This window comes from Pantoea sp. 1B4, from assembly GCF_016925765.1.
Lineage (GTDB): Bacteria > Pseudomonadota > Gammaproteobacteria > Enterobacterales > Enterobacteriaceae > Pantoea > Pantoea agglomerans.
Map to the genome: position 1 here is coordinate 1,563,708 of NZ_JAEUWZ010000001.1, position 19,583 is coordinate 1,583,290.

The 19,583-nt window shown below is 48.6% G+C and carries 11 protein-coding genes and 5 pseudogenes; all 16 read left to right on the top strand.

All coding sequences use genetic code 11. The features are described from left to right. Window positions 1-217: 217 nt before the first annotated feature. The 16 genes and pseudogenes from JNO11_RS07595 to JNO11_RS07670 all read left to right on the top strand — a co-directional run bounded on the left by JNO11_RS07595 (window position 218) and on the right by JNO11_RS07670 (window position 19,531). A pseudogene (locus JNO11_RS07595) lies at window positions 218-4,235 on the top strand (RHS repeat-associated core domain-containing protein). Between the two features lie 9 nt (window positions 4,236-4,244). Then, window positions 4,245-4,634 carry an Imm50 family immunity protein gene (locus JNO11_RS07600; RefSeq protein WP_099258003.1) on the top strand — a complete coding sequence of 130 codons (390 nt, stop codon included), beginning with the start codon at window positions 4,245-4,247 and terminating at the stop codon, window positions 4,632-4,634. A gap of 49 nt (window positions 4,635-4,683) precedes the next feature. Further along, window positions 4,684-5,403, top strand: a pseudogene (locus JNO11_RS07605) (RHS repeat-associated core domain-containing protein); the annotation flags it as partial. Beyond that, window positions 5,375-5,980 (top strand): hypothetical protein, encoded by a 606-nt coding sequence (locus tag JNO11_RS07610; RefSeq protein ID WP_010246040.1) that lies wholly within the window; start codon window positions 5,375-5,377, stop codon window positions 5,978-5,980. The pseudogene JNO11_RS07605 and the gene JNO11_RS07610, both read left to right, overlap by 29 nt. Before the next feature lie 140 nt (window positions 5,981-6,120). Then, the gene (locus JNO11_RS07615) at window positions 6,121-6,492 is read left to right on the top strand and encodes a type IV secretion protein Rhs (RefSeq protein ID WP_325177132.1); all 372 of its coding nucleotides are present in this window, start codon (window positions 6,121-6,123) and stop codon (window positions 6,490-6,492) included. A 209-nt stretch (window positions 6,493-6,701) separates the two neighbouring features. Continuing rightward, a complete protein-coding gene (locus JNO11_RS07620; protein ID WP_010246035.1) occupies window positions 6,702-7,067 on the top strand; it encodes an immunity protein Tsi6 family protein in 366 nt (121 codons plus the stop codon). Between the two features lie 226 nt (window positions 7,068-7,293). Beyond that, window positions 7,294-7,567 (top strand): annotated as a pseudogene (locus JNO11_RS24780) (hypothetical protein); the annotation flags it as partial. A 108-nt stretch (window positions 7,568-7,675) separates the two neighbouring features. Beyond that, a complete protein-coding gene (locus tag JNO11_RS07630) occupies window positions 7,676-7,987 on the top strand; it encodes a hypothetical protein (protein WP_325177133.1) in 312 nt (103 codons plus the stop codon). Between the two features lie 668 nt (window positions 7,988-8,655). Continuing rightward, window positions 8,656-11,199 (top strand): type VI secretion system tip protein TssI/VgrG, encoded by a 2,544-nt coding sequence (tssI, locus tag JNO11_RS07635; RefSeq protein ID WP_325177134.1) that lies wholly within the window; start codon window positions 8,656-8,658, stop codon window positions 11,197-11,199. Between the two features lie 4 nt (window positions 11,200-11,203). After that, on the top strand, window positions 11,204-11,920 hold the full coding sequence (locus JNO11_RS07640) for a hypothetical protein (RefSeq protein ID WP_029519015.1): 717 nt from the start codon (window positions 11,204-11,206) through the stop codon (window positions 11,918-11,920). Between the two features lie 600 nt (window positions 11,921-12,520). After that, complete coding sequence (locus JNO11_RS07645) at window positions 12,521-12,988, top strand: hypothetical protein (protein ID WP_325177135.1); 468 nt, start codon at window positions 12,521-12,523, stop codon at window positions 12,986-12,988. 397 nt (window positions 12,989-13,385) lie between these two features. Further along, window positions 13,386-13,946, top strand: a complete 561-nt coding sequence (locus tag JNO11_RS07650) for a hypothetical protein (RefSeq protein WP_235330845.1) — start codon at window positions 13,386-13,388, stop codon at window positions 13,944-13,946. A gap of 87 nt (window positions 13,947-14,033) precedes the next feature. Next, entirely contained in the window at window positions 14,034-14,396 is a 363-nt protein-coding gene (locus JNO11_RS07655; RefSeq protein WP_010669924.1) for a hypothetical protein, read from the top strand. 58 nt (window positions 14,397-14,454) lie between these two features. Then, the gene (locus JNO11_RS07660) at window positions 14,455-14,895 is read left to right on the top strand and encodes a DcrB-related protein (RefSeq protein ID WP_010246011.1); all 441 of its coding nucleotides are present in this window, start codon (window positions 14,455-14,457) and stop codon (window positions 14,893-14,895) included. Window positions 14,896-14,898: 3 nt separating this feature from the next. Continuing rightward, window positions 14,899-19,318 (top strand): annotated as a pseudogene (locus JNO11_RS07665) (RHS repeat-associated core domain-containing protein). A 5-nt stretch (window positions 19,319-19,323) separates the two neighbouring features. Further along, window positions 19,324-19,531, top strand: a pseudogene (locus JNO11_RS07670) (hypothetical protein). Window positions 19,532-19,583 lie beyond the last annotated feature (52 nt).

The window sequence follows — 19,583 nt, forward strand, 5'->3', positions numbered from 1 at the left end:
CTATTCGGAATAAATTCTTTGATTCTGCATCGGCTAGCCTTTGTGACAAACCCTGGTTACTGCGCTTTTATTCTCACCTCACTCCCGCAATGATCAAGTTCAGACTGGGCTGACTTTTCATATTATTGCGCCGCCTGATGTGATCACTTATTTCCGGGTAAATTCGTTTTATCAATAACTTTATTTTTCATCCTGTAAATGTTCGCACGGAGCTCCAATGGCAACCGGAAATACGATTGGTAAATTACAATATGCGCCTGCGCCACAAGGCCATGTGGCGGCGGGCAGTGCCAACCCGCCGAAAAAGAAAAGCTGGTGGAGCAGTTATGGCGACTGGGTCCATACCGGTCTGGACGTGTTAGGCGCAGTTCCGATTGTCGGCACGGTGGCTGACGGCGCGAACGCGGCCATTTACACCGCAGAAGGCGATTATGGTAACGCAGCACTTTCAGCTGCTTCGGCGGCAGCTAACTTTGTACCCGGTGGTGGGGCGGCATTTAAAGCCGGTAAGCTGGCAGCAAAGGCTGGCAAAGCAGTAGAAGCCGCGAAAGTGGGCAAAGGTATTGCAAAAGAAGGTGCTGAACTGGCAGAAAAAGCAGCCGTCAAGGCTGAAACAACCGCCGCTCAAGCTGAAGCTAAAGCCACCAAAAAAGAAGCTGATGAAGTTATCAGTGCTAAGAAAGCGGGCAGTGAAAAGGGAGGCAGTGACAAAGGACATGCGCAGAAAAAGACTGAGCCATGCAAAATTCCGGCAAGGCCTCTGCCGCAGGTCGATATGGCGATTGGTAGTCCGGTTAACCCTGTACTGGGGATCAAACTGCTGTTCGGCCCTGAAGATAATGATTTCTCTTTTCCAGCCTCGGTCCCCCCTTAACTGGCAACGCTACTATTTTTCCGATGAAATCGGCAATGGCTGGCTGGGACAGGGCTGGTCACTGCCCATTTCACAGGAAGTACGCAGGAAAGCGGGTCTGCTGGTCTTAATGGATGAACAGGGTCGCGAAATTGAGTTCCCCTATCCGGAAGCGGGCCGCCAGCCTCAGCTTCATCGCTATGAGCAACTCTACCTCTCGCAGCCGCAGCCTGAGGAATTTTGTATTTCGGCCGCGGATGAAAGCCAGCACTGGCACTTCAGTCATAAAGTTGAATCTGACCGCTGGTTGTTGTCTGCCATCAGCGATCGTCATGGCAACCGGCTGATGCTCCGTTATGATATCCGGCATCTGCCGGTGCAGATTGAAGATAGCGCTGGCCGTCGATTCAATATCAACTTCTCACGTTTTGAATCGGACGCGGGCATCGCTTTTTTCCGCATCACCAGCGTCAGCGTCTGTTATCCCTCCGATCCTCTGAATGCTGAAACCCTGTGTCGCTACGATTATTCAACTCAGGGTGACCTGATTGCCGTGCGTAACGAGCTCAATGAGGTGCTGCGTGAATTTCGTTACCGTAACCATATTATGGTGGCGCATCGTCGTGCGGGCGAAATGGAGTGTTTTTATCATTACGATAAATATTCCCCTGAAGGAAAAGTTCTGGCACATCGTGACAGCCTCGGCGGGGAATGGCGTTTTGAGTATGGCGGTCAGACCACAACGGTTGTTGACGCTCTGGGACGCGTGACACGTTACGACTTCGACGATAACCAGGAACTTATCGGCTATCGGGATGCGATGGAAGGAACCATTCGTATCAAACGTAATGTCCGCGGTCAGATGACACAACTTACTGATCAGTGTGGCCGGATAACGCGTTACCGCTATGATGAACGCGGCAACTGTACGGCAGTCATTGAGCCGGACGGTCAGACTACACGTTTTGATTATCACGAACGCTGGAACACACCAGTCCGTGTGACCAACATGCTGGGCGGCTCGCGGGAATTTATCTACGACACAGCAGGAAACTTAATCCGCTTTACGGATGAGATCGGACGCATCACGGAATACAACCATGACGACCGTGGCAATCTGGTCAGGGTGCGTGATGCTGCGGCGGGCGTACAAAAGTTTTGCTGGAACCAGTCCAACTTCCTTATCAGTCATACCGACTGCTCTGGGCGCACAGCGACATTTGACTATGACAAATATGGCTGGCTGAAGCAGCAGACGGATGCCGCAGGCAACCAGACGCTGTTCTATAACCGATGGAATGGCATGCCTCAGCGTATTGTGCATGCCGATGGTGGAACGGAAAGCTTTGAGTTTGACCGCTGGAAACGTCTGATTGCCTGGCAGGATCCTCAGGGGCAGGTTACGCGCTGGAGGCTTGCCGCTGATGGCTTGCCGTTATCACGCACTGATGCACTTGGCCACAGCATTGGCTACGAATACGATCGGGCCCGTCGCCTGACCGCACTAATTAATGAGAACGGTGCGCGATATACATTCCGCTACGACGCCCGGGATAACCGGGTGGAGGAGCGCGGGTTTGATGGTTGTAAAACGCGTTATGAATATGATGACAGTGGCTGGCTGCTGGCTCGCATTGAAGAAGGCGATGGCAGCGGGCCAGTAATTCACTCGCACTATCAACGAGATCCCACTGGGCGATTGCTGGAAAAACTGGTGTCGCGCGGCGGAGATGCTACATGGCAACGTACCCGCTATCGTTACGATGAGCTGGGGCGCCTCACGGCCGGTGTCAATCACGGCGGACGCTCTGAACTCGAATGGGATGATGCCGGACAACTGCTCGCAGAGCGGACGCTGGTTCGGGGTCATCGTTATGAACTGCGCCACAGCTATGATGAGGTGGGTAACCGGACGCACACCACTTTACCCGACGGTCGTGAACTGAAGCAGTTCTACTACGGCAGCGGGCATCGGGTGCAGGTCAACTTTGGTAACCGTGTCATCAGCGAAAGCGAACGTGACGTCATGCACCGTGAAGTGCGCCGCACCCAGGGAGCAATCAGCAGTGAATATCTGCACGACGAGATGGGCCGGCTGATAAGCCAGCGGGCGGGTCGTGGGGCGCAGTCAGCGGTGGCACGCGAGTATGTCTGGCGGCGCGATGGCCAGCTGACGCAGATGACGGATAAATACACGGGCGATTATCGTTACGAATATGACGCGCTGGGACGGATGACGCGGGCACGTGATGAGCATTTCGCTTTTGATCCGGCGCACAATCTGCTGAGTGATTCGCAGGCGCAGCCCCTGCAGGATAACCGACTCAGGGTTTATGAAGATAAACGCTGGACCTATGACGGCTTCGGTAATGTGACGCGCAAACAGAGTGGCCGCCACACAGATCAGCTCTTTATCTGGAACGCTGAACATCAGCTGACCGAATCAGTAAGCGCCCGCAACGGGACCGAGCAGCGAACCACCTACGGCTATGATGCGTTTGGCCGCCGAAGCTGGAAACGCGATGCTTTTGGTATCACGCGCTTTATCTGGGAAGGCAATCGCCTGCTGAGTGAGGTGAGAGGCTCGCGACAGCACATCTGGGTTTATGAGGATGACAGCTTTGCTCCGCTGGCGCAGCTAAGTCTGCAGCAGGGTGAAACGGAGCATGAAGCTCAGATCTTCTGGTATCACAACGACGTGTCTGGCCTGCCACGGGAGTTGACTGGTGCTGATGGCAGTGTGGTCTGGCGTGCCGTCTATCGTGCCTGGGGCAATACGCTGCGCACAGAGCAGGCAGCAGTGGAGAATGCAGAACCGTTCTATCAGCCGCTGCGCTATCAGGGTCAGTACTTCGATGCGGAAACAGGTTTGCACTATAACCGCTTTCGCTATTATGATCCGGACGCGGGCAGATTTGTGAGCCATGACCCGATAGGGCTTGCTGGTGGGGTTAACCTTTATCAGTATGCGCCGAATCCGCTGAGTTGGGTGGATCCGCTGGGGTTAACTAAATGTGCACCAAATAAGAAAACAACTTATGAAGGTGTTAGTCGAAGGGATGCATTCAGGCAGGCTAAACGTGATGCAGGAATACCTAAGAATCAGCAGCCTTATGAAGTTAGTAGGACTAAATTAGGTGACGGATATGGTGATTATATGAGAGATAAAAATGGGATCCCTATTGAAACTCGACAATACCATTTCAAAGACGGGAATGGTTCGACTGTGGTAATTCAGGAGCATAGTTTAGGACATGCTAAAGCAACACCTTTACATGGTGCTGAACCACATTTTAACGTAAGGCCAGTCGAACCAGTGACTGGGAAAATTTTAGATACCGGTAGTGTTCCTGGAACTCACGGTCATTATAATTTTCCATAAGGAGTTGATATGTGGTTTGAACGTGCTTTACACAAAGAAAAAATAACTCATATGTTTGGTGATGTTTTTGAATTAAAAGACGCTCAATTAAATGGATTCTACTTTCATGAAACATCATCCATCAGATTCTTGTTCAGCATTAAAGGTATTCCTCAAAAACACCCTCAGAAATGGGATGGTAATGGATATAATGCGATGAACATTGTTCTGGGTTTTGATGGAGTAAAGAACTTTAATGCTAATTGCTGCAAGGTTAACTTTATATGCAATCCGGATATTCATAGCTCTCAAGGTAAATCTACAATTAGCATAAAAAGCGAGATGGGCTCTATCTTTTGTGAATCGGAGTTTCTAACAATCGAAAATATCAGCCCGTATACTGATATAAGATGGGATTGATTTAGCTTTTAATAGGAATGACATAATTTGGTTATTATGTATAAATATAATAATTAGTGAGGTGAGAGGCTCGCGCCAGCAGCTCTGGATTTACGAAGATAACAGCTTTGCACCGCTGGCGCAGCTAAGTCTGCAGCAGGGCGAGACTGAGCATGAAGCTCAGATCTTCTGGTATCACAACGACGTGTCTGGCCTGCCACGGGAGTTGACTGGTGCTGATGGCAGTGTGGTCTGGCGTGCCGTCTATCGTGCCTGGGGCAATACGCTGCGCACAGAGCAGGCAGCTGCGGAGAATGCAGAGCCGGTTTATCAGCCGCTGCGCTATCAGGGTCAGTACTTCGATGCGGAAACAGGTTTGCACTATAACCGCTTTCGCTATTATGATCCGGATGCGGGCAGGTTTGTGAGCCAGGATCCGATAGGGCTTGCTGGTGGGGTTAACCTTTATCAGTATGCGCCGAATCCGTTGAGTTGGGTGGATCCGCTGGGGCTCTCCAAATGCCATCTGGATAACCCTAAGAAAAAAGTAAATAGCGCTGAAATAGGAGATATTGTCAGAACCCCAACATCGCATCCGGAAGACTTTATTAAAGTTAAAGGAGGAGATTATAAGAACAACCACACTAACGAAATTTGGAGTAAAAGTAATACTTCGCATAGTGACAAGCAAGGTGAATGGAAAGTTGGTATAGGTAAGTCAGCACCAAAACCAAGGCATAAAATAACTATAGGTATGAGTGATGGTAAAATTATCAAAGTTGACAAGTAGTTTTTCACTAAGTGATATCAATTTTTCTGGTTTTAGTCAGTCAGAAAATTGGGTTGGTTATTTTGAAAAAAAAGGTGCTTTTTCATATGACTTAATTGATAAGGCAATCAATTTATTTGAGGGGTTTTTCGGGGCTAGTGGTGATGAGGGTATTATTCTGGTTGCACTTTCATTCAATGATGAAAGAGAGGATGACGTTGATACTATAAAAAAATATGGGAAGTTATACGAGGATGTAAAAGATAAAGGGTTAGTATTTCCTATGAATGATGATTTTGAAAGCTATCTATATGGGGACTCCTGTTTACCTGCAAGTTCTTTAAAGTTGAGTTTTGATGCTAATGACTTCAAAGATCTTTCTCGATTGTTAATGTGTCACGCGGGAGTAATTGGCCAGGTCTGTTTTTATATTAATTTATCAAAAAATGTGGCTATTTATCCTCATGATGATGTTGGGTTCGGATGTATTGCTCTCAATTCTGATACGAACACAAGCAAGTCTTTCCTTAGTTATTGTTCGAAAGATATGGATTTTGAAGTTTTCCTTAACGAAGATGATGTGGTGCAGAAGATTTAAAATAAGGATGTCGTGAATCATCAGTGAACAGATTACAGGAATTGTTTAACTTACTATCAAATCCGTGGAGATAAGAATGAATTTAGATCAAGAGTTCTCATTGAATATGGATAAGTTTCATCCCAAGCCAAGAATAATTAATGAATGGGAGCAAATTGCTGATGTGCTCTCTGAGTCATTTAATTGGAAAGGCTAAAAAAATAGACTGGAAGTGTTTGGGATTACATATTGAAAAGCTGATTGATTTCAAATCTACACAAATTGAAAAAGAAGTTGAAGGGTTCATTAAGGAAAGTGGGTTATATGAATTTATAAATGAGGGTGAGATAGTTTATTATGTTAATGATTCGTCGCTTGATTATGCAGTTTCGCTTGATTCGAAAATATTCTTGTCTTTTGTAATTTATGTAATAAATAACACCCCTCAGCATCATTATTTTTTTGATGAGGAAGTGAGTTGGTGTTTTGCTATTACTGCAGAGGGTTATCTTGACTTTGGTATTAAGGGTTAATTTTTTTTGTTGATATTTAAAAAAGTAAAATCTTGAGGTTTTTATTAACTTCGTTGCGACTAATCACCTCTTTAGAGAGTTAATTCTCATGTGTTTTCTATTAAAGTTACTATAGAGTGCGTTTTTGGTTGGTCTCTATATATAAATAAGGTGGGTCCAATAAGTTCTAATTTAGATCTGCCTTTGCTCTCAAACGAGAATGATGCATTTTGGTTATAATAAATAAAGACGAATATAACGCTCTTGACTACATTAATGATGCTATTGATATAACTAATCAAAGAGCCATGGAAAAGCCGGAGTTTACAGTTTTTCAGGTTGCTCTGAAGCAGCTTATTTATGTAAAAAAAATACTAACTGGTGAAGAGAAAGATAAAAGTGTCCTGCATGGCATGAATCTGGGAAGTTTGGCCTCCAAAGAGTTTGATACAACTGACCCAGAACTTGCTAAACATCTTTCAAACGCAAATTATATTGCATCTCAAATAGGTGCGGGGCTCAAGGTTATTCTTCCTCATCAAACCGATCCTGAATATGAAAGGCGTAAAAAAAGATATTTAAAATTTCATAAGTAAATGGGTGTTGGCCTATTTTACTCAGTCTTTATTGGTTGATATCCAGATCACATATTAAATGAAAAAGTTACTCTATTAATTATGTCCATAGATTTTGCTTTTTTTAGGCAGGAGTCTGTGTAGAAAGATAATTTCATCCTGACACCTGTTACTTCTAATCATAAGATACTTTTAGTAAAAATCATTTCCCTTCAACTTTAACTGGCTCGCTTCACTGGCTGTACGGATGAACCATGTTCCCGCGCATTACTTCACCGCAGCAGGCCTGCTGTTCGATACGCTTACGGGCACCGAAATGCTGGTTGTCCGTTTGTGCTCACCGTCGAACTGCTGTTCACCGACGCGCGTATCGACCATCATGCTTTGGTGGGCAAGCAGGTGACTTTTACGCTACCGACCCATGGCCTGATGAACGCGCTTAGTCCGCGCTAACTTAACGGCAAAATCACCCGCTGGCGGGGCGCAGCCAGGAGCTGAGCGGCACACGATATGCGGTCTATTAACTGACGGCCGAGCCTGACCTGTGACCGTTGAAACGTGACCGCTATCATTAGCGCTTCTAAAACGATTCTGGCTGGCAAATGATTTTTAAAAGAGATGACAATAGCGTGGAAATCATAGCATTTTTATTGTTTTTATTAGTGACGGAGTTTTTTATCTGGAGCAGTAAGATTTCCTATGGGAGAAAAACGCTGGCTGGTCTAGGTAAAGCTTTTGTCGGTGTTTTTATCGCCATTATCGCTATCGGGTTCGTGCTTAAAGGACTGGCAGCGATAATGCCAGGTTTTACCAGGGACGCCGCAGGGGGATTTAATGGAGGCGTTAGGTGCGTCATTATTTTTTATATGGGGTATGAGGTTTATACTTGTTGGGTTGTGCAATATATTTGGCAATATTATGGATTTTCACAAGAAATATAATGCTGATAATTACAGGAGGTTTTCACCAGCTATCAATAAACTGGCGCCAGGGCTGTTCGTTTTTTCAAAGGTCATTCTTTCTCTTGGATCTATAGTGATTTATTATGGTATCTGGCTGGCTAATTAAATTAAGAAGGGAAACAGGCTGTAAATTTTGATACGGACTTTGGTTTGCCCCTTAAGCCGGGTTTCTCCAGAGAAACGATCGAACAGCGCTTCTGGACATGCCTCTATACTCCGGCCAGAAAAAAATGCTGCATTACTAAGTTGTGTTATTAAAAACCCCAAGCTAGCGGAACTGATACCGGTTGCCTTTCCAGATATCTGTTTAACCCATATCGGACACTACTTAACCACGTATGATTCATCCTGTCCGGGAGTTTGGGCCGCGTATGAAGGTTGCCAGTGTGAGATAAATGCGTCTGACTGGCTGTTAAAAAAAGCCTGACATGACGGGCTTAAAGTCCCGCACCGCCACAGGAGCTAATACGGGACGGTGCGCTGTCTGTATAGCGGGTTGCAAAAGGTGGGTGAAAGCAGCAGCGCGACACGCATTACCTGTCGACCGCGGGGGGGTGGCTGGAAGCCGCTGGTGCACATCGATACGCTGGATGACAGCGCCATGATGTACTGGTACCCATTCTCTAATATAAGCACGGAATCTGATTATGTTCTCACGCATTACCGCACAGCTGCCGGCGGACGGCCTGCTGTTCCATACGCTTAAGGGCACCGAGACGCTGTCCCGTCCGTTTGTGCTCACCGCTGAACTGCTGGCCACCGACGCGCGCATCGACCGCCACGCCCTGCTGGGGAAGACGGTGACGTTTACGCTGCCGACCGACGGGCTGATGAACGCGCTGAGCCCGCGCTACCTTAACGGCAAAATCACCCGGGTGGCGGTGCGCAGCCAGGAGCTGAGCGGCACCCGCTACGCGGTCTATGAGCTGACGGTCGAGCCGGACCTGTGGCCGATGAAGCGCGACCGCAACCTGCGCATCTTCCAGAGCCAGACGGTGCCGCAGATTGTGCAGACGCTGCTGAAGGAGTACGGGGTCAATGTGGAGACGCGCCTGGCGGGCAGCTACCGGGTGTGGGAGTACTGCGTGCAGTATCAGGAGAGCAGCCTGGACTTTATCAGCCGCCTGATGGAGCTGGAGGGGATTTACTACTTCTTCCGCCATGAGGCGGACAAACATACGCTGGTACTGTGCGACGCGCCGGACCAGCATCAGGCGTTTCCGGGCTATGAGACCATTGCCTATCACGTCACCCCGTCGGGCGGCGTCGTCACTGAGGAGGGCATCAGCCAGTGGTCGCTGGCGGAGAGCGTGACGCCGGGCATCTACAGCACCGACGACTACGACTTCCGCAAGCCGAACGCCTGGATGCTGCAGGCGCGGCAGAACCCGGCGTCGCCGGTGCCGGGCTCGGTGGACGTTTACGACTGGCCGGGCCATTTTGTCGACCACAGCCACGGTGAGTCCTACGCACGCATCCGTCAGGAAGTGTGGCAGGCCGAGCACCATAGCGTCAGCGGGTCGGGCACGGCCACCGGCATCGCGCCGGGCTTTACCTTCTCGATCATCAACGCGCCGCACTTCAGCGACAACGGCGAGTATCTGGTGACCTCGGCGACCTATGACTTCGCCGAGAACGCCTACGCCAGCGGCGACACCGGCGACAGCCGTCACAACATCCACTTCACGGTGCTGCCGTCGTCGGTGACGTACCGCACGCCGCCGGAAACGGTGTGGCCGAAAACGCACGGCCCGCAGACGGCGAAGGTGGTGGGTCCGAAAGGCGAGTCGATCTGGACCGACCGCTACGGCCGGGTGAAGGTGAAGTTTCACTGGGACCGGCTGGCGAAGGGCGACGATACCAGCTCCTGCTGGGTGCGCGTCTCCAGCGCCTGGGCGGGCCAGGGATTTGGCGGGGTGCAGATCCCGCGAGTGAACGACGAAGTGGTGGTGGACTTCATCAACGGCGATCCGGATCGTCCGCTGATCATCGGCCGGGTTTACAACGAGGCGAGTATGCCGCCGTGGGCGCTGCCGGCGGCAGCGACGCAGATGGGCTTTCTGAGCCGGTCGAAGGATGGCACGGCGGACACCGCGAACGCGTTAAGGTTTGAGGATAAGTCGGGTGAGGAACACCTGTGGATTCAGGCGCAGAAGAACATGGATACCCATGTTAAAAATGACGCCAGCCATTCAGTCGCCAACAATCACAGCCATTACGCGGGCGGCAATGAGCTCTACCGTGTCGAAACCAACCGTGTCCACGGTGTAAAAGGGGGCGAAGAGCGGCTGACCGGTAAGAGCAAACTCGATGCGGTGGTCGATACCTATGTAGTGGGTTCGGGGACTAAACTTCGCCTTGAGTGCGGAGAGAGTGCTATCGAACTGAATGCGAACGGCCAGATTAATATTGTGGGCAAGGGGTTCAATATTTTCGTGCAGGGCGATGGCCATATCACCACCTCTGGCGGCAAACTGAACCTGAACACGGATGGCGCGAAGCCGGGCACAAGCGCACCGGGCTCCAGTCATAAACAGAATATCAGCCAGGCCGTAGAGAATCTTTTCCCGCCGAAGCAGAAAGGACAGGCGGCTCCGGCTGCGCCAAAAGCTGCGGCTGCACCGGCGAAAGGGGCGGCTGCACCAAAAAATGGTGACAATTTTTCAACCATTTCGCCAATAATTTTAAGACATGAAGGAGGCTATGCAAATCGTGCATCTGACAAGGGCGGTCCAACAAACCATGGTATTGCCTGGAATACATGGAAAAAATATTCAAAAGAAGATTTAGGGGTTGAGCCGACATTAGAAAATCTGAAAAAAATCACTCCAGAACAGGCTGAGGTTATTTACAAGAAAAGATATTGGGACCCAAGTGGTTTTAATGACATCCAAGATCCTAAATTAGCTTTAATGTCCTATGACTGGAGCATTACATCTGGAGGGGCCGGAAAGCAGATTCAAAAACTCTTAAATAGCCAATATGGAAAAAATTTGAGTGTTGATGGTGTCATTGGACCTGATACAATTTCAGCTATGAATAGTGTCGAAGATTCAGGTAAACTAACCGATAGTATTGCTGAAATCAGAAAGCAATATTATACTAACCTGACTATATCTGATCCTAAAAACTTACCTAATCTTACCGGCTGGATTAATAGGGTCAATGATTGTCTGGATTTTAAAGGTTAATTAAATGAAAAAAGTTAGATTTAGCTTAGCGGTTTTGTTGTCAACATCTTCATTATCCTTGTTTGCTGCTAGCGACTTTACTGGTCAGTGGAGTGGGCAGGAAAAAAATGATAATGGATCATTATATTCAACGTTAACATTAAAGTTAAAACAGAAAAATAATAACATAATGGGTAGCTATTGCTATGTTACCAGAAGCGGTAATAAAATAGATTGTCCTGATAATGAACAAAAAAATCTCAAAGGTGTTGCAAATGGAAATAATGCTTTGATTGATTTTGATTCTGCTTTTGGTGGGGTAAAAGGTAAAGCAAGTTTAGAAATTAAAGATAATAAAGTCATGTGGACGTTAATTAAAGATCCTGAGAATGGTGAGTTCTATGCGCCTAAAAATTACACGCTCGATAAAGAAGTAAATCAGGAGAATTTAAAATCAGATATGAAAGTTTTTTCAACATCTGATTTTACCATTACTTTAGTGAATGGTTGTGGAGGGTTTTATACTGTATGTGATAAAGTTAAATACTTTGGCCTGAGAAATAAAGATGGGAAACAAATCACTCTTGAAGGTAAAACCACGCAGCCTGTTAATTCAAATAAAGCCGACGGAATGATTTTTAAAAATAGCGGTGTAGATTATATTGTGCACTTTAATCCACTTGCGTTAAAGGTAATGCAGGGTAATAAAAAACTTGTAGAGCAAAGTGGTAAGTGGGAGTGATAATTTTTTTCAAAACGCCATTTTTTCTTCAGCTTGAATGATAAGTATAAAGTTAATAAATGTTAGGGTATTTTTTCGGGGTGGTGATGTTTTGCCCCCCCCTCGCACTCATAATTTCATTTTGAATTTATATTAAATTAATTTAATCGCGCTGAATTAGTGAATAAATACAAATGCTCTCTTATTTTTATCACTTACTCCGATAAAATACAGTGATTGTAAAACCTTTTTTCGCCAGTCTTATCTTTGTGCATGTTCTCCTGTTTTTATCCTGCAGTGCAAGGGCCGAATCCAGCACGGGATCGTCCGTTCCAATCCTTAATGAAGGCGATTTTTCCGCTCTGCTGAATTACTATGCTTTCACTACCTGTGAAACCTGAAGCAACTAAAGTTTTGTACGTGCAGGTAAGACCCTGAGTTCAGTTTTGGCCTAAGACGACCTTGTTAGCTCAATGTTGAATTATAACAAGTGAATATATGGTTCAACCACTGCGGTGAAAAATGGTGTTTCATATAACTGGTGGGATCATTATTCAAACGGTTTGACCAAGCGATATACTAATGAAATTGCCGAATTTTTAAAGGTTTCAGGTGAGTGAAATGAATTTATTTATTAAGTTATTTTTTCTGGCTGTTTTTACAAGTGGCTCAATAGGTGTTGCAGCAGCATCCAATACCCAGTCGTTTTTCTCTCAATATAATAGTCTGAACAATGTTTCAAGTATTTTTAAAGACCAGAAAGTCGTTTCCAGTTTAAAGTCTGTGCTAGGTAGTGAGTACAATAACTTCAGCCAGAATTTTGATGTTTTTGGCGAACCTCATAAAACAGAGAGTGGTGGTATATTCGTTGAGGGCTGGCTAAAAGATCTTTACCTTGAGCAGGCTTCAGCATTTGTTATACAGCCTGACGGTAAAGTGTATGCTGCATGGATGCTGCCTGAGGATGATAAAATACATTATGTAAGTAATGATCGTGCAAGTAATAATATGCAGGATGATATTGCATTGTGGGCAAAACGCTTTGATAAAGATAAGTCAACCACTCCCGATAAGAACCAAAAAAGATAGTCAAAAAGATGGCGAGAAAGTTTTTGAGACCGCAAAATTTAAAATCAAAATAACTTCGCTCTGTGCTGCTGGGTCGGAGTGTAATGACGTTAGTTATGAGGGTGTAAGAAAATCAGATGGTGCAGTTGTCAGATTAAAAGGTAAAGCCACGAAAAGTGATTGTGGTCAAGCAACCTGCGCGGTGCTGAGTTATAAATTCCGCAATCATGATGCAACCTATATTATCAACAATGTAATTAGTAACCTTACGGTTGTCGTTAATAATAAAATCGTGCTGTCTGAAGACGGAAAGTGGAAGAATGGTTTCGAGTAATTAAATCATTATTTGATGGTGCGTCATGTATGCGCACCATTAAATACGATGTTTGCAGATTCTATGCAAATGGAGTTTTTTAAAATGGCTCATCTTAAAAGTAAACGTAATTTTCGATTGGGTGTGCTGCTTTCATTTATTTTTTCTTTTCATTCTCACTGTGTAATGGCTGGTAACTCCAGTACTCAACTAAAAAAATCTGACTTTTATGTGATAATAAATCATCATGGTTTAACTTTAGGTGACGATTGGAGCAGTGAAATTCAGAAGCAGGTGGGCGCGCAGATAAGTGAAAACTTCGTTGGCGACGTGCCTGTCGGTGACACCAGCTATAAGTATTACCAGCATAAATATGATGGTTTTGAAATCTACACTGCCAACCTGTTCTGGCAAAAGAAGCAGCGTGATATCGATAGCTACCTCATTGCACAGATCACCATCAACACGCCTGCGATCAAAACAGCCAGAGGCGTAGAAATCGGTGACAGTGAGGATGTGCTGGTCAGCAAGTATGGTCAGGGCACAGTGGATGAAAGTAACAATCAGCACTGGTTATACTATGACGCTGACAGTAAACGTATTTCTTTCCAGCTTGAGAATAAAAAAATCAGTCATATTATGATGTCGATTAATACGGAGTATTGAAAATATTCTGTGTAAAGCGTAACGCAGAATTAAATCATTTTATATTCCTCTGATGTGAATAGCATTATTAAATATGACAGGATTTTTATGGTCAAAGTTTTATCTTTAATAGCATTTTCATTGCCTCTGGCCGTGTTTGCCAATAACGCATGCCAGATTTTGAGTGATGCTGCTAACGCAAAAGGCGTGCGTTTCGACAATACAGATAATGTCTACAGGGTTGGCGGGTCAGGACGGCTGCAATTTTATTCTGCACCTGATGGCCGTTGTGTAGAGAAAGACGTTTTTGTGGTGCCTGGCAATGAATTATATGCTTACGTCGAATATGGAAAATATTACAGCGTAATGTATGTGGCTAATGACGGAAATCAGGCTAATGGCTGGGTAGAAAAAGAAAGATTGATTGAATCACATACGGGTATCGCACCCGATTATGATGCAAATAAATAGTTACTCCCTCTGCTGTTAATAACATTCCATTTTTACTTTCCCCATATGGATATCTATTATGCATTACCAATTCAATGAGGGCGCCTTTGCGCTTTTTCCTGCTGCCTGGCAGGACACCACCATGAATATTCTCCGCGATGAAGCCAGTGGGCTGGCATGGGTTGTGAGCCGTGGCGTTATTTCTGAGGGCAGTGATGCGGAAAAAGAGTTCCAGCGTCAGTGGGACACATTGCGGAGTCAGATGGGCCATATCCAGCAGACTGAATTTGTACGTTTGATGGCAGGTGTAGATAACACATTACACGCGGTAGAAGTTGAAACCGTATTTGACCGTAACGGGCAGGCAGTGTGGCAGAAACAGCTGGCTACACAGGTGCCTGATTCGAACATCTTAATGATTTTTACGCTATCAGCCATGCGTCCATTCAATGAAGAGGATGGACAGCGCTGGAGTGCATTTAAACAAAGCCTGAGTCTGAACAATCCACGGAAAGCATAACCTATGGATAACCCTGCTGCCCGCGTGGGCGACGAGATCATTCACTCCAGCATTTTCGCTGATATCACGAGCATTGTTGCGGAAGGTGCGGCCTATGCCGTCATTGGTGCCGCAGTGGGTGCTGCTATCGTCTCGGCAGCGCCCCTGCTAGGCACAGGGGCGGCAGCGGCGAGTGTGGCAGCCGTGGGTAACAGTTGCCTGCTCAGCGGTATTCTGGGTGGTGTACTGGCCAATGCCGTTGGTCTGTCACAAGAGATCAGCAAAGCGGCCGATGGGCTGGGAAACATGATATTCCCGCCGTCACCTGCCGGAGTAATCGCCACTGGATCAGTGAATGTCTACGTTAATGGTCTTTTAGCCGCACGCGCGGCCGGGATGCTCACGCCCGGCGAGACACCGCCACCGGAACCACAATCGCCGCAGAGCTTCGCCGACTATGGCGGCATGTTGCTCTCTGCGGTCGGCCAGTTTGGCAGTGCAATGTGGCAGCCCACGGTAGCCTCCGCTGATGCGGGCACCTCTCCGCTGGAGCAGGACAAAGTGGCTTGTGAAAAACACAGTGCACCGCAATATCTGGCTCAGGGGTCGAAAAGCGTCTTTATCAATGGCCAGCCTGCGGTGCGCGCAAAGGATAAAACCACCTGTGACGCCACCGTGAGCGACGATGTTTCCCCCAATGTCATCATTGGTGGTGAAACCGTCACGGTCAGAGAGATCAAAAGTGGCAAGGTGCCAGGTCTGGCCGTGATGATGATCGGCCTTTCCCTCATCCGTGGTCGCCCCAGTCAGATCATCAAAAACATGCCCTGCGCGCTGGCCGGTGCCGTGGGCGGTATGGCGGCGGACATGGCTATCAATGCGGCCTTCTCGTCGCTGTTTCCGGTTCATGCGGCGACCGGCGTCAAAGTCCTTAATGATGATGCCGAGCGTGATTTTTCCCTCCCCGGACGTTTCCCGCTCAGTTTTCAGCGCAGCTATAACAGTCTGACCCAGCGCGCTGGCCTGTTTGGTCAGGGCTGGGCCACGGTGTTTGACAGCTACCTGACGCTGGAAGGGAATCGGGCAACCTGGTTTGATGACAACGGGCGCGAGCTGAGCTTTGACGTTCCCGGTGACAAAGAGGTGCTTTACAGCATCAGCGAAGGGCTGATGGTACGGCGCAACGAGTCTGGCGATATCGCCATTGCCGATGACGACGGTGCGGTATGGCGTCTTTACAGGCGCACGGCCGCTGATCCGCAGGTGCTGCGCCTGGCTTCACTGAGCGACGAGTACGGTAATGCGCTGGAGATGGGCTGGGATGAACAGGCCCGCCTGGTGCGTATCCATGACGCGCCGCTGGCGATTGACGTCACGCTGCACTACGACGACAAACAGCACGCGCGGCGTCCGACATCAGCCAGCCATTTTGATGGCGATCAGCACTGGCCATTAGCACGCTGGACCTACAATGATCGGGGCCAGCTTGCCAGCGTTACTGATGCCGCAGGCGTTGTCTCACGACGCTTCCGTTACAACGACGAAGGGTTAATGGTCTGGCACCAACTGCCGGGCGGGCTGGAGAGTGAATATCGCTGGCAGAAGCTGGATCACTGGCGCGTTGTAGAAAACCGCACCAACAGCGGTGATGGCTGCCACATGCATTACGATCTTGAGGCGGGCATCACCCGCGTGTCGACCTATGACGGTCAGCAGCGCGAACACCACTGGAATGCCGCGGGGCTCATCACCTGTTTTATCGACGAGCGCGGCGAGAAGTGGCGTTATGAGTGGGATGAAAACGAACTCCTGACGCGTCGCATCGATCCGCTGGGCAACGCGGTGATCTTCACCTATGACGATCTGGGCAACCGTGTTGAAGAGAAGGATGCTGACGGTGGTGTGCAGGCGGTGCAATGGCTGTCACACCGTTCGCTGCCCACGGTTGTTGCCGGAGCAGACGGTTCCACAACGAAATACTATTACGATCCCCATCACGGCCTTGAGCGCGTTGTTGATGCGCTCGGGCAAAGCACGCTCTATCAGCGGGATGAGTTCGGACTGGTTGTCGAAGAGACTGACGCAGCAGGTAATAGCTACCGCCGTGAGTTTAATGATGCCGGCCAGGTTATCCGTGAAACCGACTGTTCAGGGCTGACCACGCGCTACCGTTATCATCCCCTGGGCTGGCTCAGCTGTGTCATCGCGCCGGATGGTGAAGAAACCCGTTATCACTATGATGCAGCAGGCCGTCCTCTTCAGCTGGAACGCGCAGAAGGATGGGAAGAGCGGTTGCACTGGAGTGAAAACGGACTGCCGCTGGCCTATGAGTCGACTGATGGCAAGCGCAGTGAATTCCGTTACGACAATGTCGGGCGATTGATCGCCAACCGCAATGCGCAGGGTGAGACAGTTCAGCGAAGCTGGGACAGCCGTGGCCGGTTGACGGCGCTGCAAAATGAGAACGGTGAGCAGTATCAGTTCGAGTGGGGCGCAGATTCTCTGTTGCTGGCCCAGGTCGGGCTGGATGGCGTTGCCACACGATATGACTATGATGCGGCGGGCCGCACGGTATCACGCACTTTTGCCGCCGGACATCCTCAGTCCATTACCCATCGCTATCACTGGAGCCGTGCGGGGCAACTGCTGGCGCGGATCACGCCGGAAGGCCAGACGCGCTATCACTACAGTGGCGGCGGCCAGCTGGGTAAAGTGTCGCAGCATCTGCCGCTGTCTGACACCGAGTGGAGCCAGCAGGCCGAGCAGGAGATTAACTTTAAGTACGATGCGCTAGGCCGCATCGTTGCTGAGCAGGGGGGAGCAGGGCGAACTGGCGTGGGAGTATGACGCGCTGGGCAACTGCACTGCCTTAACCCTGCCGGATGGTCGTAATCTCAAGCAGCTTTACTATGGCAGCGGCCATCTGCTGAGCATTGCGTTAGACAACCTGCCGGTCACCGAGTTTACCCGTGACACGCTGCATCGGGAGCTGAGCCGGACGCAGGGCGGCCTGACCATGCGCAGTGAGTACGATCGCTTAGGCAGACTGCGCCGCCGTGACGTGTTTAAGGGTGGCTCACAGCGACCTGCACCGCGCGTCTGGTCCCGGCGTCGCGACTTTGATTACGGCAACAACCTGATCCGCGAAGAGCGCGACGATAATCCGTTCAGCCAGACATTATGGAACTACGATAACGCCGGGCGACTGTTGTCACAGGACGGTGCGCAGCCGGGTAATGAACAGTGGCGCTGGGATAGCGCAGGCAACCCGCTGGATCGCCATAGTGCTGCTCATGTCATGCATAACCGCGTCACTGAACTGAACGGTATCCGCTGGCAGTACGATATTCATGGCCGTACCACTGAGAAAGATGACGGTCACACCCGCTGGCGCTACCGTTACGACGGTGAGCATCGCCTGACAGACGTCATCAGCGAGCCGCGGGACCGTAATAGGCCGCGTACTAAGGTGAGTTTCCGCTACGATCCGCTTGGGCGCCGCATCAGTAAAACCAGCCAGCAGCTGTTGCAGGGAAGACCGTCGGGGAACGCCGTCACGACGCGCTTTGTGTGGGAAGGCTACCGCCTGCTGCAGGAAATCCACGACGGCATTCCGCTGACCTACGTTTACAGCGACAGCCAGAGCTATGAGCCGCTGGCGCGTATTGATGGTGTTGAAAGCCCGGAGATTTACTGGTTCCATAATGCGGCCAACGGAATGCCGGAGCTGCTGACTGACGGTGAAGGGCAAAAAGCCTGGGAAGGGATCAACAGCCCGTGGGGCAAGCTGCTGCGCGAGTCGAGCCAGCGTGTTCCTGTGGTGGAGCAGAACCTGCGTATGCAGGGCCAGTACCTGGACCGGGAAACCGGACTGCACTACAATCTGTTTCGTTATTATGACCCGGACAGCGGACGGTTTACCCAGCAGGACCCGATAGGACTGGCGGGCGGGATCAACCTTTACCAGTATGCGCCGAACGCGCTGGGATGGGTGGATCCGTGGGGGTTAAGTAGGTGTAAACCTGATTTTTATGTGGGCCCAGATGGACCAAGTGCGACCATGCCTTCTACTGCTTATCGTTATATGAACACTAAGTTTGCTAAGCAAACTATGGAAAGTAAGTCAGCTCCATTAAGTTATTTTGGTTATACAAAATATAAAACTGGCAGTGAGGCTAGGGATGCTTATCAAATCTTCTATGAAAAAGGTAATCCTGAATCGTGGAGCGATGCCCGATTATTAGGAGAATTTGATACTTTACAGCTTTACAAGAATGGTGTTCCACAGGTTAAAGTTCCGCTGGCCAATGGCGACAAGGGACCGGGATATGAGCTTTTCACAAGTGCATATCCACAATATGGTAGAGGTGGTGCACTGCAATTATTGCCGACTGAGAAAGGTTACTCAGTACTCTTCGACAAAGTCGATATTATCCCAGAGTAAATCCTATGACAGAGAAAGAGTTAAGAGAAAAACTTGTCTATTTAATAGATAAGTATGTGCCAGAAGGTGAAAGAGAACCTTTTTATGAGCTTATTTCAAGGGAGGATGTGCCTGTTAAAGGCATTTTGGCAGATTTTAATAGAGTAAAAAAAACTTACTGTCGAAGAGCATGATGGTGAATTAATCAGCGATATTTATTTTCACTTTTGCTGATAATATGCTGAAGGTATTTCAATGGTCCTTCTGGCTTTATTATTTTAACCGC